Source organism: Acinetobacter sp. 24-47-64 (genome assembly GCF_057737055.1).
Window position 1 is genome coordinate 910187 of the sequence record NZ_CM173215.1, and the last position, 26432, is coordinate 936618.

The window sequence follows — 26432 nt, forward strand, 5'->3', positions numbered from 1 at the left end:
AGTGGTGGATTAACGAATATTATGCTTTTCCAAAATTGGTAAAACATGATCACGGAAATACGGAAATTCGCGGCTATAATCGAGGAATGAAAGTGTCGTTCCTCTAAAACCAGCTTCATTTAAATCTAAAATACCTTGCGCAACTTGTTCAGGTGTACCGACTAATGGAAAGCCACCATGGCCTACACTCATTGCATCACGAATGGATTGTTGAACCTCTTTTGGGAAACTTTGAGCATGTGCAAACATTAAGCTCATCAGATTGTCAACGGCGACAGTATCAGCATTGTTTAATTGACGATCCCATTCTGCTTTGGCTTCCTCTTGTGTAGGTCTGCAAATGACATGGGAGAAGGTCATTACATTGACTTCTCGGTTTACGTCGCGACCTGCTTGTTTAAGCTCATCAATTTCAATCTTGCTTCTGCCCAAGTCTGAAGCTGGTGTAAAAAGAAAGTCCGCATTATTAACGGCAAATTCACGTCCATTTTTTGAACCAGCAGCATTGAAAATAGGCGGATGTACAAGTGGTTTTGGTTTTCCATAAGTTCCTTTGGTTTTGAAAAACTTACTTTCAAAATCAAATTTTTCTTCACTGGTCCATACTTTTTTAATCAGGTCATACCAGTCTTGTGCATAACCATAACGAGTTTCGTGATCATCAGGTAAATGTAGACCGAGTGCTTCATATTCAGGTTTATTCCAGCCTGCAACAATGTTGAGTCCAATACGACCTTGACTAATCTCAGATAGCGTTGCAATCTGCTTGGCAACTACAACTGGATGATTGGGGACAGTCTGAATTGTCGCAAAAACTGTAATGTCTTTGGTTAAAGCCAATAATGCGGCCGCCCAAGTCATGGTCTCTAAAATTGTTCCCTGAAAGTCTGTTTCACCGCCATAGCCTGTAAAGCGAGCAATCGGTAACATGAAGTCGATACCAGCTTCATCTAGCATTTTTCCAAGTTCGAGATTCTTTTCCCAGCTCGCACTCCATCGATCTTCAAGAGTTGAAATGGTCATTCCACCTGAGCAGTTAGAAGCAAATGAGCCGAGTAGAAAGCGATTATCATTGAAAAAGTGATGTTGATTCATTTTAAAAAATCCTTAAATTTCGTGAATTCGCTATACACCAGCAAATGCTTGATGAAGATTTGCTTGTTTATATTGCCCGTTATGGAACACCAATGGATTTCCAAGCTGATTACGGCAGGCTTCAATTTGTCCCACAATAATGTAGTGATCCCCAGCTTCATGAAGCTCATACTGACGACAAACAAAAGTGGTTAAGGATTTATTTAGAATGGGGATGCCCATATACTCATCAACGTCATCTAAGCCTTCGAATTTGTCATCAGAGGATTTTGAGAAATGCTTAGACTCTTGATACTGATCTTCACTCAAGATATTGATGGCAAAATATTCTGCCTGTTTGAAATCTTCGAAATGTGTCGCAGATTTTGCGATGTTCCATAAAATTAAAGGTGGATCAAGCGATACAGAAGTAAATGAGTTCGCTGTCATTCCAATTTTTTTATGATTTGAATCTAATGCAGTTACTACTGTAATTCCAGTTGCATACTGACCTAAGAGTTGGCGTAACGAGCGTTGCTCCAACTGTATTACAGGTGTCATTTCATTTAACATGATCATAATCCTTCATCTTAATTCTGATTGTCAGAATGAGTTCCTTTATTCGCCAATCGGTTTATTTTCACTGGATGGCCAAGTTGGCATCAGTTCATTTGAGGGTAAAGTTTCATCTAAAAGTTTCTTGGCAGTTTCAACACCTGCAACAGGTAGTCCAGTTGGATCTAATACGCCAATTTGCACCAGTAAACTTGCCTGATCCCAATAGATATGCTCATGACATAGTTTCGGTCCACGGAACTTGATAATGCCGAGCATTGGAATCTCTACATATTTTCCTGTCGGTTTAATTCCAGGAATTAACCAATCAATTTCCTCATCATGAGTAAAACTCATAATGAATTCATCAACGACTTGAGTTGCGCCTACAGTTCGTGAAATAGGCGTTAGTTTCATATCTTTTGGATTGTTATGAACAAAATGGTATTGATAGAAGCGAGCTAATTGCTTGTAGCCGACGCCACCTGTCAATGTTGGAATGTGATTGACATAAGGCTCTGCCACCATTGTTGCCATCGTGTCTGGAACATTTCGAGTGTCAAATTCAAATCGAACATGCTCTTCCCATAGCGCAGCAAGGTCGTAATTTGGTCCTATTGCTTTGCGTAAAGCTGTAATGGTTCTTTCATGTGCCATGAGTGCACTAGGCTTGTGATAATGCATACTCTGTGGGCGAGCAAAAGCATGATCAACATCTGGATAAATATATGTTTCGACTTTTGAGTTGTTTTGAAGAGCAAGTAGGATTTGATCACGAGTGTTAGAATCACAGAACTGATCTTGTTCAGCAAAATGAAGAACCAGTTTGGATTGAATGTTGACTGCTTCTTCTAGGTTTTGCTCGATTCCTACACCGTAGTAAGAAACAGAACACTTTAAATCTGGAATGCGGCAAGCTGCGAGATATGCCAATTTACCGCCTAGGCAGTATCCGACCAATCCAGTACCTGCATCTTGATCAACTGTTTCAAGGGATTTGAGTGTTTCAATTGTAGATTTGATATCCTCAATACCCAGATCTTGATTAAATTGAGTATATAAGTCATATGCTTTTTGAAAGTCTTCTTCGGTATAACCGAGTTCTACATTAGGTTGAATACGCCAAAATAAATCAGGAACAATAACGGTATAACCTTCTTCAGCCAAAAAGTCTGCCTTTTGACGCATAACTTCATTAACACCGAAAATTTCCTGACATAACACAAGACCAGGACCTTTACCTGCTTCAGGTACTGAAAGATATGCTTTAAACGAACCTGCTGATGAATGTACATCAATATATGAACCAGCCATCTCGATAATCTCCTTTACTGTTGAACTTATCATCGGCATCAGCAGGATTTTTGACTATCCAAATAGAGTTCAAGTTTTATCCGTTTTAGGTCCCTTCATCGATATGCATCTGTTAAAAAAGCTACCACTTGCTTACTTTTAAGCAGCTTGAGTCGTGGAGAAGGTGCTAAAATATAGTAGGCATATGAGGATCGATTCAGTGGATATTTTTCCAATTTCATTAAAATTGCAGCAGCAACCTTGTTTGATTGTCGGTGGAGGGCATATTGCATATCGCAAAGCACTGTTACTGCAAAAATCAGGAGCAAAAATTTCGGTTATTTCACCTGAGATTGAGGCGCAACTTTTAGAAATTGTCGAGAAAAGCTCTGGTCAATATATTCAAGCTCATTTTGAAGATCACGATTTAAAATTAAACGATTACCGTTTAGTGATTGCTGCCACAGATCAGCCTTTAGTGAATCAACAAGTTTTTGAAGAATGTGAAAACTTAAATGTATTGGTGAATAGTGTTGATGATCCACCACATTGTCGATTTATGGTCCCTGCAATTGTTGATCGCTCTCCACTTGTTATTTCAATTGCGAGTAATGGGACATCCCCAGTATTGTCCAGACAGATTAGAACTCAACTTGAGACTGTAATCCCCCATGGAATCGGAACATTAGCTAAAATCTCTGGTGAATGGCGACAACGTGTAAAACAAAAAATTGAAAATCCTGATGAACGCCGTATCTTCTGGGAAGAGCTGTATGCTGGACCTTTCAAAGAGCGTGTATTTAATAATAATCTGGCTGAAGCAGAAAAAATTATTCATCAGTCTTTAATAGAATGGAACAAACCCAAAGGTGAAGTTTATTTAGTTGGGGCAGGTCCAGGTGATCCCGAGCTTCTCACACTCAAAGCTTTAAGGTTGATGCAACAAGCAGATGTTGTGATTTATGACCGTTTAGTTTCTGGTGCTATTATGGAGTTATGCCGCCGGGATGCTGAAAAAATCTATGTGGGTAAAGCAAGGTCAAATCATGCTGTTCCACAAGAAGGTATTAATGCTTTACTCGTGAAATATGCGAATGAAGGCAAACGTGTCTGCCGTTTAAAAGGAGGAGATCCTTTTATTTTTGGGCGAGGTGGTGAGGAAATTCAAGAACTCTATGAGGCAGGAATTTCATTTCAGGTCGTTCCCGGAATTACCGCAGCATCAGGGTGTTCAGCATATGCGGGTATCCCTTTAACTCATCGTGATTACGCACAAAGTGTTCGCTTCTTGACTGGACATTTGAAGGAAGGTTCTCCTGAACTTCCATGGAATGAACTCGTGTATGAACACCAAACATTGGTACTGTACATGGGGCTTGTTGGATTAGAAAAAATCTGTGAAAAGCTTATTCAACATGGTCAACGAGCAGACATGCCTGTTGCTTTAATTTCTAAAGGTACGACACCAGAACAAAAAGTTGTTGTGGGGACTTTGGCAGATATCGCTTCGAAAGTGTTAGAAAATCAAATTCAGGCGCCAACTTTGACCATTATTGGTGAGGTGGTGAAATTAAGAGAACAGTTGAAATGGCAAGACGAACTGTAAAAGTCTGCTATAAAGTTGAGAAATTATTGTGATTCATGTTGTTTTATACGAACCAGAAATTCCTGCAAATACAGGAAACATTATCCGTTTATGTGCAAATACAGGAGCACAATTACATTTGGTCAAACCGCTAGGTTTTGAGCTGGATGATAAGAAGTTAAAGCGTGCTGGATTAGATTACCATGAATGGGCTCGCATGCAGATATGGGATAATATTGAAGCATGTCTGGAAAATCTAGCGAGTCAAGGTGTGGATCAAGATTCGATTTATCCTTTAACGACCAAAGGTACCGAAACACCACATACCTCGAATCTGAATAGGCCAGTTGCTTTACTCATGGGGCCTGAAACGCGCGGACTACCTGAACATGTCCGTATGATGTTCCCAAAGCAACATTGGATTCGTTTGCCCATGGCACCAAATTCTAGAAGCTTAAATTTATCTAATGCTACGGCAGTGATTGTTTATGAAGCATGGCGACAACAAGGATTTAAAGATTTAACTTAAGTCAGTAAGGTCATCGAAAGGTGACCTTTTTTAATGCATAAAAGTTTAGTAAAACTTGGCTAATATAATGAAATATTCATTAAGAATAAAATTAAAATAATGATTTTAAATACGATTTGATTTTATATTTCGGGAATCCAATTTTTTTGAGTAAAAGTTTAAAAAATATACAAAATGGTCAAATTTTTTATTTGTTAATGAATTTAATATTTATATAAAACAGAGTGTTAGGTTTGATTTTTGTTGATCTTAAACTAGCTGTCATCCAAACGAGATATTAGAAATTCGACCAATTGGTATATTTGTTGCTTAGTTAAAGTGAATATATGGTTCCGATAAATTTGATAGACGAACTGTGATTTGTACTTAAACGAAATGAATTTATCATTGTACAGCCAATGTCTAAAGATGTTCGACATTGGCTCACATTACCAATGGGGTGGTATGTGATGAAAGAGAATTGGTTTTCCAAATTTACTCCTTTTCAAGGGGATATTGAAAAAACTCCCGTTGCCATGAACGAGTACTTGCCTGCAGGACAAAGTATTGTACTTGGACTTCAACATACATTTGCCATGTTTGGTGCAACAGTGTTGGCACCGCTGCTCATGGGGTTTGATCCTAGTCTAACGATCCTGTTATCTGGTATTGGCACGATATTATTTTTCCTTATCACAGGTGGGAGAGTGCCAAGCTATCTTGGGGGGAGTTTTGCTTTTATTGGTGCTGTGATTGCTGTAACAGGCTATACCGGTTCAGGGTTAAATCCAAATATTGGGATTGCCTTAGGTGCAATAGTGGTATGTGGCATTTTCTATGCCTTGATGGGTTTGCTTGTAATGAAAACGGGTTCTCAATGGATGGAGAATCTTTTACCACCAGTTGTTGCTGGTGCAATCATTATGATAGTTGGATTAAATTTAGCACCTGGGGCGATTAAAGCTGTATCAGGTAATGAGTTTGATACATGGATGGCTTTGTTGACCGCAATGTGTATTGGCGGTGTCGCAGTATTTACAAGAGGAATGTTGAGACGATTATTGCTATTGGTGGGTTTGATAGTTTCGTATCTTGTATATTTTGTTTTAGCTAACATGATGGGAATGGGTAAACCAATCGATTTTAGCTCGGTTTCAAATGCGGCATGGTTTGGTTTACCAACTTTATATCAACCTGAATTTCAAATGAATGCAATTCTGCTGATTTTACCTATCGCATTTATTCTTATTGCTGAAAATCTTGCGCATTTCAAAGTTGTAAGTGAAATGACAGGCAAAAATATTACGCCTTATATGGGGAGAGCATTTTTGGCAGATGGAGTATGTACCTCTATGTCTGGTGCTGTAGGAGGAACAGGATTAACTACATATGCAGAGAATATTGGGGTCATGGCGGCAACGCGTATTTACTCTACAGTGGTTTTTGTAATTGCGGGTATTGTCGCCATTATTCTGGGATTATCACCAAAATTTGGAGCACTCATTAGCACATTACCTGTCGCAATTTTGACAGGGACTTCAATGATTGTTTTCGGCTTAATTGTAATCGCTGGTGCGAAAATCTGGATCGAAAATAAAGTCGATTTTACTCAAAACGGCAACATTATTGTGGCATCAGTGACTGTGATTATGGGCGCAGGGAACTATTCGATTATGGTTGGTGGACTTGATCTCGGCGGCATTACAACGGCGACATTTGCGGGAATTATTCTAAATCTGATTTTTAATCGAGCTAAGCAAAAGCAGAATCAAATTGTAGCAGACGTTGTACCAGAAAAAACTTAAGTTTGAGACTTAGCTTTTATGACAAATTTTAGTCAATCCTAAATTGTCGAAAGTTTCAGCAAGATAATGAAAACGTAAAAGATGTATACTTGATACAAGGGGATAAAAATGGGAATACCAGTAATTGATTTAGCAGGCGTAGATATAAACAAACCAGAAAGTGAGGCGACTAAACGTGTAGTTGCTGAACTGAGAAAAGCTGCGATGCATTCAGGTTTTTTCTATGTGAAGAATCATACAGTTCCTTTAGAAATGATGACGCGACAGTTTGCATTAGCAAAAGAATTATTGGCGCTTCCAGAAGACGTTAAGCAAAAATATGATGTACGTAATTTTTTTGGATTCCGTGGATTTGATAAACTGAATGGTCAGCAATTAGACCCTTACGGCAAGCCAGATTATAAAGAAGGGTTTTATTGTGGTCGTAATTATCCTCAAGATCATCCTTTTGCAATCGCTAAATATCAAAACTATGGTCCAAATCAGTGGCCTGAAGAATTACCTCAATGTGAATTGATTTGTCAGGAGTACATCGATGAAATGTATAAACTGGCAAATTTTCTGATGCAACTTTTGGCATTAACGTTAAATCTGCCATCGAACTATTTTGATGCTTCTAGTAAAGATCCTATGGGAACATTACGTATGTTGCGTTATCCACCTACACCTAGAGATGATGATGAAACATATGGCGTTGGCGCGCATACAGATTGGGGGTCAGTCACCATTTTGGCACAAGATCAAATAGGCGGATTAGAAGTGTGCATGCCTGACGGAGAGTGGGTTGCAGCACCACCAATTGAAGGAACATTTGTAGTTAATCTAGGTGATATGATTCCAAAATGGACCAATGGTCTATATCACTCCAATCCACATCGAGTAAAAAATAGTTTTTCAAATGGTGCTTATCGTTACTCAATTCCATTTTTTTATGAACCAGACTATCACGCTGTGATTGAGCCAGTTCCAGGAACATTGAAAGAAGGTGAATTACCTTTATATGCACCATGTACAGTAGGGGAGCATTTAGAAGAAATGTATAATCGTTCGTATAAAAAAGCGGAAGAGAATGCGGTAGCTTAAATATCGCGATACAAAAAAAGCATTATCAATATAATGCTTTTTTTAATTATTTTAATGATTTATGAGCGATATTGATTGATAAAGTCCTCAGAACTTAGTCCTTTTTTAGCATGATGAATTGATGCTCTTTCCGCATATATTTGTCTGATATAGCGTGCTACTTCGCAGCTATCTGCAAACATATTATATTTCCAACCCAAACCATAGGACCACAAATTAATATTATCCACGGTCATGATTTCAATATTTGTATCCTCATGATCTAAATAATGGTCAATCATCTTGCGAATGACCTCTTTGGTACAGCTTAATTTATATGCATGCCACTCATCATGAGGACACGCATTTTTTGGTGGCTGCCTAAATGGGTATTGAATGCCTCTTCCAGGGCGATTAAGACCGTGACCTTCCCATGGGCTGTATTCTTGGGACCATGTATTTAATGGCCCGTTTGGAACCGCAGGACGTATTTGCCCCCAATGCACCAAATTTTGATTTAACCAATCATCTGCAAAACTATCGCAGTTGAAAGGATCAAGTTTTCTAATCGCTTCTTGGTCATGTTGAAATGAGATATAAGATTCGATTGGATTTTCGATTTTGAAAATACAGTGGCTATAGTCCATCGCCATTTTAAATGGAATACCTTGATGATTGACTAAAGCTGCAACTCTTTCTACCCGGCGATAATCTTCAGACCAATTATCTACGTGATTTTCGAAGGTAATGGTTATACCCTTATTTAGGGCATACTCATAAAAATATAAATAGGCATCAGCAACTTGTTGATCATTAAGATAGTTGAATTTACTGTCTTTTGCTGCAAGCATAATGTTGTGGTATTTGGCGCCTACGGCACATGTAAGCTCGATATTTTCTTTGAATATTTTTTCATGTTCTCCCCAAATATAGCATCCGTAACCTGAATAAACTGGGATATTGTATTTTTGACTCCCTTTAATGTAATCATCAATCATTTCACGATGAGTCGGAATGTGATCGATAAAATCCCACACGCTCGATTCTGCAAGTAGGTCGAATTTTTCCATTATTGATGGTTCTTCAAGAGATACTGGATGCTCAAATGATGAGGCTTGTATGCCTAGTCCAGCACAGCCTAATGGAAACATTTTTTTCATAAATTCAATACCAAAAATATATAATTAAATCAGTGAATTGATAATGCAAAAAAAATGCCTTAATACTTTAATATTTCAATCTATTACATTATTAAAATGGCTTTTTTAAAATATCAGTTGTCTAATACGAGCATAAATTTATCGAAATAAATTAGATACGGGGATGTATGATTAAAAACATTAAAAAATACAGCTATGGAATTATAGTAATCATCTGTGCAGGAATGACGACCTCTAAAGTAATGTCACAAAATGAAAATAAAGAACAAGCGGATTTAAATAATATTAATCCATTGACTCAACAGGAAATCGATCAAGCATTAGCTCAGATGAAAGTAAAAATGTTCAAAAATTTGGAAAATTGGAGTACGGCGTTAAAACGAAATGATTTCGAGCGGACAGGAAAAAATTTGGTGTTAAAAAGTAAGAAACAGCTTGAATTATGTCATATATATCAAGCTTCTGTAGATGAAACATATTCTTTAGCGCAAAAAAATCGCCATCGTATGTCTATAGATGAACAGAAAATTGTGGATGATCGAAACAGGTTTATTGAGTATTTGGGATTCAAAGATAATCAAATTGATACTAAATTAGGTTTTAGTTGTCGATTAATTTAAAAAAAAGCACGGATGAAAAATCCGTGCTTTTTAAACTCTAGAAACGGTAACCAATTTTAAAGCTATATCCAATAGCTGTATTGTTTTTAAAATCTGCATCATAGCGATCGGTTCCGAACCAACTAGCAGATTGAGCTTTTGCATCACCTAACCAAAAATATCGTGCACCCGCTTGAATGAATGTATTTTTATTAAAGCTGTACTGACCACCTAATCCTGCACTCCAAAAACCTTCAGATGGACCTAAGGTAGAAACATATTCACCTGCACCAGAGTCCCATCCTCCGATAATGGTCAATGCGAGTTTTTCATTTAATTTTCTTGCGATACCGAATGTTGCAGATATTTGATCTTTTTCATAAGCGATTAAGTCGAAACCACGAGGTCCTTTACCTTGTCCCTCAGTAATCGAAGAAGTTAAAACTCCAAATTTGTATGGACGGATTTTGAACTCAGACCAATCTACCCAACGTAAATTGATATAAGCTAATGTATCAGCCATGATACCTGATTGGAAATCAAGGTTAACTGATTGTGGAGTTGATGCTGAGGTTTTACCTTCTGCATATTGGTAGTCGGTACCAAGTGCCCCAATTTTATCTACAATATGCCACCCTGGATGTACAATAGGTAATGTATCTGTAATCACTTCAGGCATACTTTCTTCAGCTTGAACTGAATAAGAAATTTTTGATCTGTAGGTTAATGAAGCTCTTAATGCTATTTCAGGAATTTGAAATGCAGCACCCGCTAGCCAACCAAAAGCACCTTCTTCAGGCATACTTGCTTTATAGCCTTGATAATCTTTTCTTGTATCACGACCAAGAAGATCTCTTGAACCTGTACCTTTTTCCTTAAAAGTACTACACAGTGCTACACCACTAGTCTGTGAATTACATAAATAACCACCTAATAGACTGTAAGCAGTTCCTTGTAAACTAAGATCACCTTTTACTGTTTGATAAACTGGGCCTGCATAAAAATTAAGGTGTTCATTAGGTTGGAAGCCTACGACTAGAGATAAACTATTTGTCGATACTTCAGCCTCTGTACTGCCATACTCACTGTGAAATGCACCATATTTTGTCGCAGATTCAAGGTCACCTAATGGCAATCGTCCTGAGCTGTTGACTCTGGAATGTTTTTTATCAGAATTTGAATAAGAGGCTTTTGCTCCGAAAGGTTGGTCATAAATTAAACCTAATGAAATATTGTCAGTCACTTGAAATTTTAAATTAATATTTGCAAATCCGAACGTGTCTGCAATATCACTTAAATTTGAGCCCGCAATTTCCCCACCTGCATTAATATCATCTGCTGTAGGCATATTCCAACCATTCGGGTCTCTTAATCCTGCAGATGCAGGACCCGAAGGTTCAGTTCTCATTGTTCCTGAAAGATCAGCATCCAAAATTGAGTAACTAAAATCTACATAGTTTCCTGGCTGTAAAAAGCCATTCATCGATTGGCCTGAACGATCCATAGCTGCAGCATAAGCGCCCGCGGTTGGAAACATTGCGACCAAAATCGCCCCAGTAAGTGTATTCAAACGCATTATTACATTCCCTGTGTAATGAATATTATTAGAGCTTTTACTCAAATATTTTGCTCTTTATACACATCGTGTAATTTTTGGTCAATGAGTATCCTGACAAATATGTAATTTTTTGCCAATCATTTTTTATTTAATTTCATGTATTTGCGTTTAAATGTGTTATTTGTCTCATTATTTTGAAATAAAGCTGCATATTATGATGTAGAGTTTATTTTTTAAATAATAAATTTTGATTGATGTTTGATCATTTTGGTCAATTTCCATGATAAAAAAAGGCGCCTAAGCGCCTTTTCTAAAAAATCAATTTTTAACGATCATTAAACTCATCATGTTGTGGAGCAGGGTATTTAAAGCCTTTGGTTTTATAACCTAAATACAAAATACCACCAATCGCCCAAATCAAACCATATTTAAGCGATGCTTGATCGACCTCTAACCACAATGCAAATACTGCAATAAAGCCGAGTAATGGTACGATAACGAAATTAATAATTTCTTTCGCTGTTTTAGTACGACCATCGCGTAACGCATAGCGTGAGATAACAGATAAGTTCACAAAGCTAAATGCTGTTAACGCACCGAAGCTAATTAATGAAATGACAAAGTCTAAATCCATAAAACCAGCGGTTAATGCGACTGCACCTACAATCATGATGTTATATGATGGAGTGAAGTTTTTAGGGCTGATGTGACCAAAAATTTTCTTATTGATGACACCATCGCGTCCCATAACATACATAAGGCGTGATACACCTGCATGTGCAGAAATACCTGATGCCATAACAGTAATGATGGCAAATGCAAGCACATAAGACTGGAACAAAGATCCACCAACCAACAACAAAATTTCAGGTTGAGTTTCTGCAATATTCTGGAAGTATGATCCCGGATTATTAGGGAAATAGATCTGCATGAAGTAAGTGCTGACGATAAAGATAATCCCTGCAATTAAAGCAGTTAAGAAAATTGCTTTTGGTAGCGTTTTCTCAGTATCTTTAGTTTCTTCAGCGAGAGAACTGAGTGAGTCAAATCCTGTAAATGAGAAGCAGAGTAATGTTGCACCTGTGATCAAGGCACCCACTGAAGTTAACTCATTCCAAAATGGTTCTAAACTCCAAAGTTGGTAGCGTTGTTCAGCAGAGATTGGACCATCCGCGTTATATCCCATTTGGAGCTTGGTATAGACCATCCATGTAAATACAGCGATCACAATTAATTGTACGAATACAATTAAGCTGTTGAAATTTGCAACAAATCGCGCACCACGAAGGTTAATACCTGTCATAAATGCTGTTAACACAATGACCCAGACCCAATGATTGACATCAGGGAATAAAGCCTCAAGATAAATCACCGCAAGGATGATGTTGACCATGGGGGAGAGCAGGTAATCTAACCATGATGACCAGCCAACCATAAAACCAACGTTAGGGTGGATAGATTTTTGAGCATAGGTATACGCTGAACCTGAAGATGGATATCTACGGATCATATGACCATAACTCAATGAAGTCAGTAGGATTGCAACAAGTGCAAAAATATATGATGTAGGAACGTGGAAATTACTTTCTTCTGATACCAAACCGAAAGTATCAAACAACGTCATTGGCTGAATATAAGCTAAACCGATAATAATGATGTGCCAGAGTCCTAGCGTTTTTTGCAGTTTAGCTGCCGATTGAGTCCCAGTTATATTAGTCAACGGCTTTATCCTCTTAATCGTTGATCAAGGATCAGTCAAATCAATTAAGGATCGTTTGAGACGAACGATCCCCCCTAATGTTTTTTCAAAAGTGCGCCAATCTAAACCAAATTGATGCAGTTTGTCAGTAGTTTGTGCGAGTTTTTTTAGCAGGATTTATGCCAAAGATATTGAACTCATGAGTTAAAACAACTAACAAATGAAAAGCCTGATGTCTAAAAAAACATCAGGCTAGTTTTAAGCGTATCTTTACTTATTTTGAGAAAATTACCAAGCTTTTTCTAAGATAGATTTCAAATCTTTTAATGTCGCTTCTTTAGGGTTGAAAATGATAGATCCGTCATTTAACGCTTTTTCGGCAACTTCATCTAATTGAGATTGCGTAACTTTGCCTGTCTCACGTAATGTACGTGGCAGTTTAGTTAAATCATAAATGCGATCACGCATTGTGTTGATAATCGCAATAGCTTTATCTGCACGTTGATGTGCTGGTGTCTGTGCATAGATATCAGTACCTGCAAGCGGTAGTAACAGGTCAGCAATCTTATCGCCATTCACATCCTTGTTGTAATCGAGCACATAAGGGAGGAATAAGTTCATGCACAAACCATGTGGTAAGTGAGCAACTGCACCTAGAGCGTGTCCAAGGGAGTGAACAATACCGACCATTGCATTTGAGAATGCAATTCCAGCCATGGTTGATGCTTGAGCAAGTTCTAAACGGGCATCAGCATCTTTTGGATTTTCCAAAACTCTAAACAAGTTTTCACTAATTTTTTTAATTGCAGCAGTAGCGTAAGCATCACTGATAGGATTCGCTGCCAAACACGTATAGGCCTCAACTGCATGTGTCATTGCATCCATTCCTGTCATTGCTGTCAGGTGTGGAGGTAATGTTAAAGTCATACGTGGATCTAAAATTGCAGCACTAGGCATTAAATATTTTGAAGCAAATGCCATTTTTTGATTATTCGCTGTATCTGAAACCACAGCAACCATCGTGACTTCAGAGCCTGTACCTGATGTTGTTGGGATAACAAAAAAAGGCTTTAATGGGCGAGGTAGGTTGTGAGCTCCTGAATATTTCAGCAGATCATCGCCTCCTTCGGAGACGAGAATATTGGCAGCTTTTGCTGTGTCGATGACTGAACCACCCCCAATTGCAATGATGGCATCGCATTGATTGTTACGATACATCTCAGTCACGGCTTTTACTGTTTCTAAACTTGAGTCCGGTGGAACTTCATCAAAAATTGAGCCAATTTTTACTTCTGTCGCTGCAAAAGCAGCTTCCACTGGTTCAAGTAGACCATTGGCACGTACGCCTTTGTCTGTGATGATGAGTGGTTTTTTTGAACCCATTGAATCTAGCTCAAATGGAATGTGTTCAAGCGCAGCATTACCAGCAATCACTTTAACTGGACAGAAAAATTCATAATATGGTTTAGCCATGCTTAAGCACTCCCTTTAATATATGACTGAGCTACTTTGAGATAAATATTTGCTGCACCTGTCAATTTTTCTTTTAATGACAGATTGACCGGATATTCTTTGACTGCAAGTTCAGCGACTAATTTTGGAAGAATAAGGGCTTCCATTTTATTCAGACAACGCACTAAACGTATTGCATGACCTAAATCGCCATCAGCAATCATACGGTCATTTGCAAATGCTTGTGCAGTACTTTCTTGGAAAGAAAATACCAAAAAAGCATGATGCATATGTTTAAAGGTAATCGTTAAATCTGGTTTTTTTGATGCATGGTCGATTAAGACAAGTTGATGTTGTGGATTCACTTGTGCAATAAATGCTGCATCACTGTTGAAAACGTCCATTGAAATCGTGAAGCCGACAGGAAATTTAGCAATTTCCTGTTTTATTTCTTCATCGACTTGACTTGCCATCGCTAAGCCTCTGCCAATCACGTCAAGCATGAGTTTGACATAAGCTTGTTCTAGCGCGGGCTTTACAGAGTTAATAGAAATCACTCACTTGTCCCTTATCACATAGTTTTATAATTTAGAGTAAATACTCTAAAATTATCTAATGACAAAGTAAAGGAGTTTTAATGATCATTCACGATAATTTGACTGAACAGGTCACTTTTTTTTAGATAGGCAATGAGGTCTTGAACTAACATATCAAAACTTGGGTAGGGATTTATCAAATCAGAGATTCTGACCATTTCAAGACCTGCATAACCACATGGATTAATAGTTTGGAAGCCTTCCAGGTCACAATCTATATTAAGTGAGAGTCCATGATAACTGCGACCTTTTCGGATTTTAAAGCCCAGAGATCCAATTTTTCTACCATCAACATAAACACCAGGTGCATCTGGTTTAGCATAAGCTTCGATACCGTATTTTTTTAATAAATCGATCATGACATTTTCTGCATAGCTGACTAAAGTACGGACATTCCAGCCTAATCGATTTAAATCAAACATAAAATATGCAACTAATTGTCCTGGACCATGCCAAGTGACTTGTCCACCACGATCAGTTTGAACAACTGGGATATGGCTAGGCACTAATATATGTTCTGGTTTGCCAGCTTGTCCTTGGGTAAGCACAGAATTGTGCTGCAAAATCCAAAATTCATCTGCTGTTTGTTCGTCACGCTGTTCTGTCATCAGCTTCATTTCTTGGAAGCGATCTTCATAAGAAGTGGTTTGGGTATAGTGACGAATAATCAATTGAGGTTTGGTTTTGACATCCACGGAGGTTAAGGCTCACATTCAAAAATGAGTTTTATTATAGACAATATTGTTGAATTAAGTGTGACCTAGGCACATACTTGATGAATAATTAACAAACATAAAAAAACACGCATGAAGCGTGTTTTTTTATTAAAGTGCAGTTTTAATTAAAGGGCAAGCAGCCAAGTCTGCATATACTTGATGTACTTGCTCAAGCTCTTCAAAACGAAGTTGCGCAGTAATTGAATGATACTTGCCTGTACGCGATGGTGTCACTGTCATTGCATTCCCATCAAAATCAGGGAAATGTTTAACAAAAATGTCATTCACGGCTTTGCATAAATCCTCACCTGCAAGACCAATCAATTTAATTGGATAATCCATCGGAAACACCCAAAGATGTTCTTGTAGTTCGCGTGATGGAGTGCGATCGATCATGTCAGTCATAGGACACCTCATTAGTAAAAATACCTGCTAGGCGCAGGTATTTAGAATTATTTGCTACATGCTTTATATTATGGGGGAGTGTCCCCCATATTCAAGCCTGTATTATCCTATGGATAGATTAGTCATTCTCAAGGAACGAGCGTAAATGTTCAGAACGCGATGGATGACGTAATTTACGTAACGCTTTTGCTTCGATCTGTCGAATACGTTCGCGTGTTACATCAAACTGTTTACCAACTTCTTCCAACGTGTGGTCCGTCGGCATATCAATACCAAAACGCATCTTCAAGACTTTAGCTTCACGTTCAGTGAGGTTTTCAAGTACCTCACGTGTTGCTTCTTTCAAGCCTTCTGAAGTTGCAGCATCAACTGGTGAAGTGATGTTACCATCTTCAATGAAGTCACCAAGATGTGAGTCTTCATCATCACCGATCGGTGTCTCCATCGAAATTGGTTCTTTAGCGATCTTAAGCACTTTACGAACTTTGACTTCATCCATTTCAAGGCGTTCACCTAACTCTTCAGGCGTAGGTTCACGTCCCATTTCTTGAAGCAATTGACGAGATACGCGGTTGATCTTGTTAATGGTTTCAATCATATGTACAGGGATACGAATCGTACGTGCTTGGTCAGCAATTGAACGAGTAATCGCCTGACGAATCCACCAAGTTGCATAAGTCGAGAACTTATAACCACGACGGTATTCAAACTTATCTACGGCTTTCATCAAGCCAATGTTACCTTCCTGAATCAGATCGAGGAACTGTAAACCACGGTTGGTATATTTTTTCGCAATGGAGATGACCAAACGTAAGTTCGCCTCAACCATTTCTTTTTTAGCACGACGTGCTTTTGCTTCACCAATCGCCATACGTTTAGAAATATCTTTAATTTCACGTACAGTAAGGTCTAGATCTTTTTCGATATCAGCGATTTTTTGTTGGAAAGCAAGAACGTCAGGGCGTACTTTCTCTAAGTATGGTTTTTGGTCAGCAGTGGCTTTAGCAATTTGCTCATCTAACCAAGCTGGATTTGATTCTTGACCAGGGAACGTTGTACGGAATTGAGTACGATCCATACGACCACGACGAACTGCGTAGCGCATTACTTCACGTTCTGCTGTACGAATTTGTTCATGCGTGCCACGAATCATTTCAGAAATGATGTCAAACAAACGTGGTGTGAACTTAAACATCATAAAGACGGTTGCGAGCGACTCAAGAGCTGCTTTACCTTCTTTACTGTTACGACCATGTTTTGCGATCGCATCTTTAGTCGCATTCCACGCAGCTTCTAGCTCTGCAAAACGCACTTTGGCGATTTCAGGGTCTGGACCTGAATCACCCTCAGAATCATCATCACTTTCAGACTCTTCTTCATCATCGTCATCAAGTTTTACATCTTTAGTTGGTTTAGTCTCTGTTTCTTCTTCAAGATCAGCATCAACTTCTTCTAAAACTTCTGGAATTTCTTCATCAGACTCTGGATCTAAATAGCCTGAAAGGATATCGGCTAAACGACGCTCGCCAGTTTCGTAATCTTTATATTCTTGTAATACAACTTCAACCGCATTTGGCCAATAAGCAATTGAGTTTAAAACGTCACGAATACCTTCTTCGATACGTTTTGCAATCTGAATTTCGCCTTCACGAGTCAACAGTTCAACTGTTCCCATTTCTCGCATATACATACGAACAGGGTCAGTTGTACGACCAGGCTCATTTTCTACAGATGCTAAAACTGCAGCTGCTTCTTCTTCAGCAACTTCGTCAGTCGTTTCTGCGCTACTACCATCAAACATTGCATCGTCAGATTCTGGCGCACGTTCGTGTACAGGAATACCGACGTCTTGAAGCATCTGAATGATATCTTCAATCTGTTCGCTTTCAGTGATCGAGTCTGGGAGATGATCGTTAACCTCAGCGTAGGTTAAGTAACCTTGTTCTTTGCCTCGGCTAATCAGAGCCGCTACTTGTGAAGTAGGGGAATGCATATCGCTCATCTTTGCTCTCTTCTCGTTGAATCTGTGGCGGGGAAAAACCGTGCATTCTAGCACAATTAACTTATCTTTAGTATGGTATTAACTCAGTATAATTGGTTTTGAAAACCAATGAATTAAGCTATTTAAGTCAATATTGGGTCAAAATTGTTCATTTCAAGCACATCATGCTTTTTATTTTAAACCAGCAATAAGGATTTGATCCTTGATTAAATAATGACATATTTTTTTGTCCAAAATAAACTAAAATTTGTATAAATATCAGCGAAAAATAAAATAAAACTTGACAAGTATTCTGAACAAAGATAAATAGCGCCTAGCCCCATTCATTTTTTCACACATGAGGTAGTTTTAGTGTCTTCTACAGATTTTGAACTAGATGATAACTACGGTGATGATGATGTTAGTTTTGATGAAACTACGAGCAAAATTAGCGCCAAAGAATCATTAGAAAAGCGTCGCTTGATTGATGACTTACTTGCACAGCGTCGTTTAGATCGTGAATTGAAAGATCTTGAATATGATTTTGACGATGATGATTTCGACGATGATGAAGACTAAATTAGATTGGGTATCCTGATCTAAAATGTTATTCTACGGAATTAAGATACAACCTTTGGAAATACAATGAGTGCATTAGATTTAGACTTGTTAAGTGACTACTTAGATGGCGACCAAAATGAGCATGGTCTAGATTTTGCTGCAACTCATGGTTTTTTGTGTGCGACAGCTGTAGGTCCTCAATTTGATCGTTGGTTGGATGAGTTATTTGACAATAATCAAAAGAAAGTGCCTGCAGAGATCGTAGCTCAAATTAAACTTTGGTTAGAAGATTTACGTCAAAAACTTGCCAATGAAGAAGGTATTGAATTTCCTTTTGAAATTGAAGAAGCAGATGTAGAGTCAAGCCTTGGGGATTGGAGTGTAGGCTTTGTCGATGCAATGTTCTTAAATGAAGATGCATGGTTCACACCTGAGTTTGAAGAGCAATTGGTTGATCTCACTCTACCAATCATGGTGTTTAGTGGAGTTGACGAAGAAGATCCTCAAATGGAGTCTTTCCGCCGTAACGGTCAATTGATGGATGAGCTTGCAGAAGAAATTCCAGATAACTTGAATGAATTGTATTTGATGTATCACACGCCGAACTAATTAAAAAGCACCGTAAGGTGCTTTTTTTATTTTGAGTGCTTTCTTTTTTGTCTGCGGTACACAATCCAAATGATTATGCTGATCACAATAGCAATAATTAGATAGCTGACTTGGCTAAATATTTTGTGCATCATTTCAGTATTATTTCCAAAATAATAACCCACATATGCTAAAAAGGTAGTCCATATAATCGTGCCTAAACCACTATAAAACATAAACTTTGCAAAAGGCATTTTGCTCATGCCTGCAGGTATGCTAATCAGAGATCGTACTGCTGGAACCATACGTCCAAAAAAAACGATTCGATGTCCATATCTTTCAAACCATTCTAATGATTTATCAACATCAGCTACTTTAATAAATAAATACTTTCCATATTTATCAACGAATGCATAGAGCTTTTGATCAGAGATCTTACGTCCTAACCAATACAGCGTAGCGGCAGCTAAGAGCGAACCTATACTTCCTGAAATAATGACACCGATCAAAAGTAATTGACCCTGAGAAGCGGTATAGCCAGCTGAAGGCATAATAATCTCAGAGGGTATTGGTGGAAACACATTATCGAGAAACATCAATAGAGCAATGCCGAAATAGCCCAATTGCTCCATCACTGAAATGATCCAATCTTTCATAAGTGATTTGTATTTTAAAGTTAAACCTATGCTAGATGTTTTTAGGAAAAAATACAGTGAAATTAAGTTAATGCATTAATTCAGGATGTTGAATTTGTATAAGTGTATGAACATAGACTTCTCGTAGGATATAGCTGACGAGAAGGGGAGCTATGCTGATGATGAAGATAAGACTCATTGAATTTCTCATCTGAAAACCGATTGCTAAAGCAATAATTGCGCCGATACAAGCACCTAACGTTACGATAAAATAATGGGATTGGTTACGTATATGCAATTTAACACCAGAATTATGTGAATCGATATATGTAAATTTTAAATGTGTCGGTACAGCTGATACACGATCTAAATGATTATGGTGAGCAAAATTCCGTCGAACAGGAAGATATTTGAATGGCACTCGATTCATGACTTTCATCCTTGAGCTAAATTTATTTCCTTCGTATTAAATTTATCTGAATGACTTCATGTGTTTTGTGTTGTTCTAAAATAACTTTGTAATGGTGATATAGCAGAATTGAAATTTTGTTTGTTCAATGTAAAAAGCGTCATCTACACTGTAATGTAGACAACGCTTTTGTAAGTTAAATAAAATATTTTTTATTTATAGGCGTTTACGTTTTGCCGCAATAATCTGAGACTGGCGCATACGGAATCCTTCTTTCTGCTTTTCTGTTGTTTTATCGATACAATAAACACATGATACGCCATGTTCGTAACTTGGTAATGCTACTTCTTCAGGGGTTAATGGCCAACCACAAGCATGGCACTTCACATTTTGACCTTCTTCCACTCCGTGTGTAACCGCAGTACGACCATCAAAAACAAAGCATTCACCTTCCCATAAACTTTCTTCAGGAGGGGTTTCTTCTAAATATTTAAGAATACCACCTTTGAGGTGATATACCTCTTTAAAGCCTTCTTGAAGAAGTAGTGAAGTTGATTTTTCACAACGAATCCCGCCTGTACAAAACATGGCAATCTTTTTATCTTTATGCTGTTCAAGATTGTTTTTTACATATTCAGGGAATTCGCGGAACGTTTCAGTTTTTGGATCAATTGCCCCTTTGAATGTGCCTGCTTTGTATTCGTAATCATTTCTTGTATCGACTAAGATCACGTCATCACGTGCAATGAGTTCGTTCCATTCTTTAGGGTCTAGATAGTGACCAACTAAGTCGCGTGGCTTCACTGGAACACCTAAAGTCACGATTTCTTTTTTATGTTTGATTTTCATTTTACGGAATGGTTTTTCGTCACTGTGTGACTCTTTATATTCCATATCATTAAATCCTTCATTTAAAAGGAATTGATGAATGACATCAATTGCATGACGGTCACCTGCAACTGTTCCGTTAATCCCTTCATGGGCAACAATAAGAGTACCGCATAGGTTGATGGTTTTTACCAACTCAAGTAATTTTTGTTGAAGTGCTAGAGAATCTTCAACCTCTTTAAATTGATAAAGTGCCGCAACAACCCAACCAGTGGTCGCTTGCTGTTCTACAGGTGCAAGCTGTTCTACAGTAGCGTTCATGGAGTACTCCAAATGTATTAATATAGGGATAAAATCAGGCGCGTATTCTAACGCGATTTTTGAAAATATGCGAGAAAGCCATAGAAAATTTATGGTTTTATATGAGGAAAATATTTTGAATACAGCGCGTCGAATCCCATCATTAACACCATGTGCGGGACGTTGTTCAACAGTGTTTGGTGATGCGGTATGTCGTGGTTGTCGACGTTTTAATCACGAAGTAATTCAATGGAATACTTATAATGAGGAACAACGACTGAGTATTTGGAAACGTTTAGATCAACAACTGAATCAAATTTTGGTTCCAATGCTTCCTCATGCTCAACTTTCTGAGGTGGAAAAATTCATTGAATCAAAAAGAATCCGAGTATTGGAGAATGCTTCAAAAGGCCGAAAATTATATCATGCGCTTAAAATTTGCGAAAAAAACAAGCATTTAGCAGAGCAGAGTGGTTTAGGTATTTCAGCTCCACATGTTAAACCGATCTGGACTGAGTTTGAACGTCGGGTATTGGCTTTGGCGAATGCCAGTTATGAATTAGCTTGGCTAAGAGCAGATGGGATTAGCCAGAGCTTGCAGTTGGTGGATGAAGAGTAATTCTATGATAATTTGTTATAAAAAAACTCGCTAAAGTAAGCGAGTTTTTAGTCAATCATTAAGCAACTTGGACAGGAATACAATTTGCTGTGTGATTCACAGTGTTATCTGGATTTGCATAAACCAAACGTGGTTTATGTGCATCAGCTTCTGCAACAGTAAAATCACCGAAAGTCGCGATAATAATAATGTCACCTAAATCTGCTTGGTGAGCAGCACCACCATTTACAGAAATAATGCCTGAGTTTTCTTCACCACGGATTGCGTAAGTTGTAAAACGCTTGCCATTAGTTACATTCCAAATATGAATTTCTTCATATTCACGAATACCAGCTAAATCTAGTAATACACCATCAATTGCACATGAACCTTCATAATGAAGTTCAGCTTGTGTTACAACTGCACGGTGGATTTTAGCTTTTAATAAACGAGATAGCATGGGAAGCGTCTCCTGAGTTGTTCTAAGATTGTTTTATTATCTAGAAACAACAGTTTTTTAATTTGGGTGAAGCATTTGAAAGCGCATTTTGCCCTCAAATTTTCATCGTGGCAAGAAAAATTGTTGAACAAAAATTAAATTTATCAACTACGGCTTGTAGGCATTTATTTGATTCATTGCCTGCTGAATTTCACCACTCACTAATAATTTTGTACGACTTAGTGCGTAATGAATTGCATCGTCAATGAGCGTTTGTTCACTTGAGGGTGCTTTACCTAGAACATGACCTGATACACGGTCTTTTGATCCAGGGTGTCCAATTCCAATACGTAAACGATGGAAGTTAGGGCCAGTATGAGGAACAATGTCACGTAAACCGTTATGACCACCATGACCACCACCCGTTTTGAGGCGAATGATACCTGGATCCATATCAAGTTCATCGTGAGCAATAAGCATTGCTTCTGGAGAGATTTGGTAGAATTTTGCGAAGGGTACAACACTTTGACCAGAACGGTTCATAAAGGTTGAAGGTAATAAAAGTCGAACATCTTGTCCTTCTACATTACCGCGACCACTTAATCCATTAAACTTAGGGTCATTTTTAAGTGTTATGCCATATTGTTCTGCAAGACGTTCTACATACCAGAAGCCTGCATTATGGCGGGTTTGAGCATACTCTTTACCAGGGTTGCCCAAACCAACAATCAGTGAAATATGAGACACTAATTTACACCATCAACACTTATGCGCGTTTGAAGTCAGCGTGCATTGGAGTGTTTTTAGCTGGGTGACGTTGTAAAGCTTGGATTTTAACGCTTTCAACTTTACCATCAACATCAATTTCAATTACTTCTTCAAAGAAAGCGTTGTCTTCTAAGTATTTAACAAGCTGACGAAGCTCAAGTGTAATTGCTACAGGTGCAGCATCACCACCATAGATGATAGCAGGAACTTTAGATTGAAGACGAAGGCGGCGGCTCGCACCTTTCCCTTGTACTGCTTCTTCACGTGCTACTGCATTTAATACGAAGTTTGCCATGAGAGACATCCTATTTAAGTTAAGTGAACTAGATCTGCGACCGATCTAGTGATAGAAAGCCCTACCAAAAGGCAGGGCTTTAAAATTTTAGCGCTCTATTATAGATAAGAATCAAACATTGCGCTAATAGATTCTTCGTTGTTAATACGACGAATTGTTTCAGCAACCATACTCGCAACTGAAACTTGGCGAATCTTACCAAGAGCTAAAGCTTCTTCTGAAAGCGGAATTGTATCTGTTACAACAAGTTCGTCGATAACAGAGTTTTTCAAATTCTCGATCGCTTTACCAGATAAAACAGGGTGAGTAGCATATGCTACGACACGACGCGCACCAAAAGTCTTCAATGCATCAGCGGCTTTACATAAAGTACCAGCTGTATCAACCATGTCATCAACGATCACACAGTCGCGATCTTTAACATCACCAATCAAATGCATCACTTGTGATTCATTTGCTTTTTGACGACGTTTGTCGATGATAGCTAAATCGATATCGCCCATTTGTTTCGCAACAGCACGAGCACGAACAACACCACCAACGTCTGGCGAAACAACCATAAGGTTGTCATGAGACTGTTGACGTAAGTCAGCTAAAAGCGCTGGCGTACCGTAAATGTTGTCTACAGGGATGTCGAAGAAACCTTGAATTTGGTCAGCATGAAGATCGATCATCACAACACGGTCAATACCTACAGTTGTTAGCATATCTGCTACTACTTTTGCAGTAATTGGAACACGTGAAGAACGAGGACGACGGTCTTGGCGAGCATAACCGAAATAAGGAATCACAGCAGTGATACGACCAGCACTTGCACGACGCAATGCATCTGCCATTACTAAGATTTCCATAAGGTTATCATTAGTTGGAGCACAAGTAGGCTGAACGATGAATACGTCTTTACCACGGACATTCTCAGTGATTTCGACAGCGATTTCACCATCAGAGAATTGACCTACAGATGCAGCACCTAGAGGGATATGCAAGTGGCTAACGACTTTTTGGGCGAATTGTGGATGCGCAGTTCCACTAAAAACGACAAGATTGGGCATGAAGCACCCTTGGCGGTTGAAATGTATAGAATGAGATGGCAGGGGCGGCTGGATTCGAACCAACGGATGGCGAGATCAAAACCCGCTGCCTTACCACTTGGCGACGCCCCTAATGCGGCAGAACTTTAATGGTTTTATATGGGTTTGTCAAGATTGTTTGACTCAACTCATGATACCAATGTTCTGTCTTTTTGAACTAAATTGGCAGGGGCGGCTGGATTCGAACCAACGGATGGCGAGATCAAAACCCGCTGCCTTACCACTTGGCGACGCCCCTAAATCGATGTTGTGTTTAATGGCAGGGGCGGCTGGATTCGAACCAACGGATGGCGAGATCAAAACCCGCTGCCTTACCACTTGGCGACGCCCCTAAAACACGATACATCTTACAGGTGAAAATGATGGCAGGGGCGGCTGGATTCGAACCAACGGATGGCGAGATCAAAACCCGCTGCCTTACCACTTGGCGACGCCCCTATCATTTAAACGATGATTTGATTCAATGGTGATTGTTCTAAACTATTCACTAAGTAAGCTTTACAAGGTGAATGAGCAAGAATGTCATCAATGTTCATTTCAGTCGTTACTTCAGTAAAAACACAAGCACCTGTACCTGTAAGTTTTGCAACACCGAACTGATCTAAATATTGCATTGCTTCATCGACTTCAGCATATAGACTTCTTGCCAGAGGTTCAAAGTTATTTCTGAAATCAGATGGCTTTATCTGATAGGCGCAAAATTTAGAGGTCTTCGTGTCTCTTGTCAACGATTTTTGTGAAAAAAGCAGTTGAGTGCTGATAAAACAGTCAGGTTTTAACACAATGTATTGTTTTTGATCTAAGTCTATGAATGTTAAGTGTTCACCAATACCTTCTGCCCATGCATTACGACCATGGATGAAGATGGGAACATCAGCACCCAGTTGTACACCAATTTCTGCTAATTGATCACGATTTAAGCCACATTGCCAAAGTTGATTCATGATTAATAACGCGGTAGCCGCATTTGAAGAGCCACCACCGAGTCCTGCACCCATCGGTATATTTTTTTCGATGTTGACATGAATGCCTAATTTTTCACTTTTGGCATAGGGTTTCAGCATCATCATTGCACGATAAATCAAATTTTGTTCAAGACTTACTTCTGATAGGCCTGAAATGGAGATAGATTGGTTAGAGATTGGAGTGAATTCCATCCAATCACAAAGATCTATCAACTGAAAAATAGTTTGCAACTCATGGTAACCATTTTCACGGCGCCCCGTAATGTGTAAAAACAAATTCAGTTTTGCAGGGGAGGGTACACGAATCATAAATAATCAAACTTAACGATTTTGAATTACCATTGTAATACGATTTTCAGTTCCATCTTCAAGTTGTTGCTTTAAAATCAAACGGTTTGGTTGTGTAGATTGACCGTTGTAAGATAATTGAATATGCCAACCTTGTTCTTTAATTTTACTGATTCGCATTGATTCGTCTTTTTGAATTTCAGCTTCTTCAGTCGCTTGCTTAGCTTGTACCCAATCGACTAAATAAGTAATTGGTGCTTCCCAACCTGTTGCACGAAACAATAACTCTTCAGGTGAGTTGGCTGTAATTTCACCAGTTTTGGCACTGTTCAGTGTCACTTGACCAGGTTGACCTGAGATTTGAGTTTTACCGACTCCAAGAATTCCGCTTAACTCGATATCAAACTGTTCATCTTGCTGTTGCCAAGTAAAAAAAGCACTGCCTGATTGCTTGGGGGTCTTGACGCCAATTTTACCCTGAAGATTAAATTGATTTGATTGTTCAAGGTTTTGCGTTGTTGGCGGTGATGGTTGAGTTTGAATTGCTTGACAGCCAGTTAACCCAAGAAGTGCGCTACTTGTGGCAATCAGCAATAATGATTTTAAATTTAAGATCATA

The 26432-nt window shown here is 38.6% G+C and carries 28 protein-coding genes and 4 tRNA genes; 8 read left to right on the plus strand and 24 right to left on the minus strand.

All coding sequences use genetic code 11. The features are described 5' to 3' along the window. Positions 1–9: 9 nt before the first annotated feature. Genes AC1M85_RS04340 through AC1M85_RS04350 form a run of 3 tightly spaced genes read right to left on the minus strand, consistent with a single transcriptional unit; the run spans position 10 to position 2943 of the window. Positions 10–1095 (minus strand): LLM class flavin-dependent oxidoreductase, encoded by a 1086-nt coding sequence (locus AC1M85_RS04340; RefSeq protein ID WP_481590632.1) that lies wholly within the window; start codon positions 1093–1095, stop codon positions 10–12. A gap of 30 nt (positions 1096–1125) precedes the next feature. Next, a complete protein-coding gene (locus AC1M85_RS04345) occupies positions 1126–1647 on the minus strand; it encodes a flavin reductase family protein (RefSeq protein ID WP_179997732.1) in 522 nt (173 codons plus the stop codon). Positions 1648–1692: 45 nt separating this feature from the next. Continuing rightward, positions 1693–2943, minus strand: coding sequence for a dienelactone hydrolase family protein (locus AC1M85_RS04350; RefSeq protein ID WP_035267873.1), 1251 nt, complete (start codon positions 2941–2943; stop codon positions 1693–1695). Positions 2944–3142: 199 nt separating this feature from the next. Between AC1M85_RS04350 and cysG the strand changes: the two genes are divergently transcribed. From cysG to AC1M85_RS04370, 4 genes are all read left to right on the plus strand, one after another. Then, a complete protein-coding gene (gene cysG, locus AC1M85_RS04355) occupies positions 3143–4528 on the plus strand; it encodes a siroheme synthase CysG (protein WP_179997734.1) in 1386 nt (461 codons plus the stop codon). Between the two features lie 28 nt (positions 4529–4556). Next, positions 4557–5036, plus strand: a complete 480-nt coding sequence (locus AC1M85_RS04360) for a tRNA (cytidine(34)-2'-O)-methyltransferase (protein WP_035267879.1) — start codon at positions 4557–4559, stop codon at positions 5034–5036. Between the two features lie 449 nt (positions 5037–5485). After that, the gene (locus tag AC1M85_RS04365) at positions 5486–6820 is read left to right on the plus strand and encodes a solute carrier family 23 protein (RefSeq protein WP_481594465.1); all 1335 of its coding nucleotides are present in this window, start codon (positions 5486–5488) and stop codon (positions 6818–6820) included. A 108-nt stretch (positions 6821–6928) separates the two neighbouring features. Continuing rightward, a complete protein-coding gene (locus tag AC1M85_RS04370; RefSeq protein WP_481594390.1) occupies positions 6929–7903 on the plus strand; it encodes an isopenicillin N synthase family dioxygenase in 975 nt (324 codons plus the stop codon). 59 nt (positions 7904–7962) lie between these two features. Here AC1M85_RS04370 and AC1M85_RS04375 read toward each other — a convergent pair whose 3' ends face one another. Further along, on the minus strand, positions 7963–9042 hold the full coding sequence (locus AC1M85_RS04375) for a hypothetical protein (protein ID WP_488213621.1): 1080 nt from the start codon (positions 9040–9042) through the stop codon (positions 7963–7965). 167 nt (positions 9043–9209) lie between these two features. Here AC1M85_RS04375 and AC1M85_RS04380 point away from each other — a divergent pair, with 167 nt between their 5' ends. After that, a complete protein-coding gene (locus tag AC1M85_RS04380) occupies positions 9210–9662 on the plus strand; it encodes a hypothetical protein (RefSeq protein ID WP_481593095.1) in 453 nt (150 codons plus the stop codon). Positions 9663–9699: 37 nt separating this feature from the next. Here the strand turns inward: AC1M85_RS04380 and AC1M85_RS04385 are convergent, their stop codons facing one another. From AC1M85_RS04385 to rpoD, 7 genes are all read right to left on the minus strand, one after another. Next, positions 9700–11217 (minus strand): outer membrane protein transport protein, encoded by a 1518-nt coding sequence (locus AC1M85_RS04385; protein ID WP_488213622.1) that lies wholly within the window; start codon positions 11215–11217, stop codon positions 9700–9702. Between the two features lie 307 nt (positions 11218–11524). Next, a complete protein-coding gene (locus AC1M85_RS04390) occupies positions 11525–12919 on the minus strand; it encodes an APC family permease (RefSeq protein WP_035267885.1) in 1395 nt (464 codons plus the stop codon). Positions 12920–13186: 267 nt separating this feature from the next. Next, positions 13187–14371, minus strand: a complete 1185-nt coding sequence (locus AC1M85_RS04395) for an iron-containing alcohol dehydrogenase (protein ID WP_488213623.1) — start codon at positions 14369–14371, stop codon at positions 13187–13189. Between the two features lie 2 nt (positions 14372–14373). Next, positions 14374–14907: a hypothetical protein gene (locus AC1M85_RS04400; protein ID WP_035267888.1), complete on the minus strand. Its 534-nt coding sequence runs from the start codon at positions 14905–14907 to the stop codon at positions 14374–14376. Between the two features lie 77 nt (positions 14908–14984). Next, positions 14985–15641, minus strand: a complete 657-nt coding sequence (gene lipB, locus AC1M85_RS04405) for a lipoyl(octanoyl) transferase LipB (RefSeq protein WP_035267889.1) — start codon at positions 15639–15641, stop codon at positions 14985–14987. A gap of 129 nt (positions 15642–15770) precedes the next feature. Beyond that, positions 15771–16058, minus strand: coding sequence for a YbeD family protein (locus AC1M85_RS04410; protein WP_488213850.1), 288 nt, complete (start codon positions 16056–16058; stop codon positions 15771–15773). A 127-nt stretch (positions 16059–16185) separates the two neighbouring features. Further along, positions 16186–18069 (minus strand): RNA polymerase sigma factor RpoD, encoded by a 1884-nt coding sequence (gene rpoD / locus AC1M85_RS04415; protein ID WP_035270672.1) that lies wholly within the window; start codon positions 18067–18069, stop codon positions 16186–16188. Between the two features lie 351 nt (positions 18070–18420). On the opposite strand from rpoD, the gene AC1M85_RS04420 reads away from it, so the two are divergent. Next, complete coding sequence (locus AC1M85_RS04420) at positions 18421–18627, plus strand: PA3496 family putative envelope integrity protein (protein ID WP_092766845.1); 207 nt, start codon at positions 18421–18423, stop codon at positions 18625–18627. 66 nt (positions 18628–18693) lie between these two features. Further along, positions 18694–19218, plus strand: coding sequence for a YecA/YgfB family protein (locus AC1M85_RS04425; protein WP_179997742.1), 525 nt, complete (start codon positions 18694–18696; stop codon positions 19216–19218). Positions 19219–19244: 26 nt separating this feature from the next. Here AC1M85_RS04425 and AC1M85_RS04430 read toward each other — a convergent pair whose 3' ends face one another. From AC1M85_RS04430 to trhO, 3 genes are all read right to left on the minus strand, one after another. Then, positions 19245–19829: a DedA family protein gene (locus AC1M85_RS04430; protein ID WP_051586650.1), complete on the minus strand. Its 585-nt coding sequence runs from the start codon at positions 19827–19829 to the stop codon at positions 19245–19247. A gap of 91 nt (positions 19830–19920) precedes the next feature. Further along, positions 19921–20262 carry a hypothetical protein gene (locus tag AC1M85_RS04435; RefSeq protein WP_488213624.1) on the minus strand — a complete coding sequence of 114 codons (342 nt, stop codon included), beginning with the start codon at positions 20260–20262 and terminating at the stop codon, positions 19921–19923. Positions 20263–20457: 195 nt separating this feature from the next. Further along, entirely contained in the window at positions 20458–21390 is a 933-nt protein-coding gene (gene trhO / locus AC1M85_RS04440; RefSeq protein ID WP_035270894.1) for an oxygen-dependent tRNA uridine(34) hydroxylase TrhO, read from the minus strand. 91 nt (positions 21391–21481) lie between these two features. On the opposite strand from trhO, the gene AC1M85_RS04445 reads away from it, so the two are divergent. Then, a complete protein-coding gene (locus AC1M85_RS04445; RefSeq protein ID WP_488213625.1) occupies positions 21482–21988 on the plus strand; it encodes a DUF1289 domain-containing protein in 507 nt (168 codons plus the stop codon). Positions 21989–22046: 58 nt separating this feature from the next. On the opposite strand, the gene panD is transcribed toward AC1M85_RS04445, so the two are convergent. The 10 genes from panD to lolB all read right to left on the minus strand — a co-directional run bounded on the left by panD (position 22047) and on the right by lolB (position 26431). Further along, positions 22047–22427 (minus strand): aspartate 1-decarboxylase, encoded by a 381-nt coding sequence (panD, locus tag AC1M85_RS04450; protein WP_035269276.1) that lies wholly within the window; start codon positions 22425–22427, stop codon positions 22047–22049. A 147-nt stretch (positions 22428–22574) separates the two neighbouring features. Continuing rightward, positions 22575–23153, minus strand: coding sequence for an aminoacyl-tRNA hydrolase (gene pth, locus AC1M85_RS04455; RefSeq protein ID WP_488213626.1), 579 nt, complete (start codon positions 23151–23153; stop codon positions 22575–22577). A gap of 19 nt (positions 23154–23172) precedes the next feature. After that, the gene (rplY, locus tag AC1M85_RS04460) at positions 23173–23469 is read right to left on the minus strand and encodes a 50S ribosomal protein L25 (RefSeq protein ID WP_035269282.1); all 297 of its coding nucleotides are present in this window, start codon (positions 23467–23469) and stop codon (positions 23173–23175) included. Positions 23470–23567: 98 nt separating this feature from the next. Further along, positions 23568–24521, minus strand: a complete 954-nt coding sequence (locus tag AC1M85_RS04465; RefSeq protein WP_035269283.1) for a ribose-phosphate pyrophosphokinase — start codon at positions 24519–24521, stop codon at positions 23568–23570. A gap of 36 nt (positions 24522–24557) precedes the next feature. Next, positions 24558–24632: transfer RNA gene (locus tag AC1M85_RS04470), tRNA-Gln, on the minus strand. Between the two features lie 91 nt (positions 24633–24723). Continuing rightward, positions 24724–24798 (minus strand) — tRNA-Gln (locus AC1M85_RS04475). Between the two features lie 19 nt (positions 24799–24817). Beyond that, positions 24818–24892: transfer RNA gene (locus AC1M85_RS04480), tRNA-Gln, on the minus strand. A 31-nt stretch (positions 24893–24923) separates the two neighbouring features. Then, positions 24924–24998 (minus strand) — tRNA-Gln (locus AC1M85_RS04485). Between the two features lie 5 nt (positions 24999–25003). Continuing rightward, the gene (gene ispE / locus AC1M85_RS04490; RefSeq protein ID WP_035269285.1) at positions 25004–25834 is read right to left on the minus strand and encodes a 4-(cytidine 5'-diphospho)-2-C-methyl-D-erythritol kinase; all 831 of its coding nucleotides are present in this window, start codon (positions 25832–25834) and stop codon (positions 25004–25006) included. A gap of 12 nt (positions 25835–25846) precedes the next feature. Further along, positions 25847–26431 (minus strand): lipoprotein insertase outer membrane protein LolB, encoded by a 585-nt coding sequence (lolB, locus tag AC1M85_RS04495; RefSeq protein WP_488213627.1) that lies wholly within the window; start codon positions 26429–26431, stop codon positions 25847–25849. Between the last annotated feature and the right edge of the window lies 1 nt (position 26432).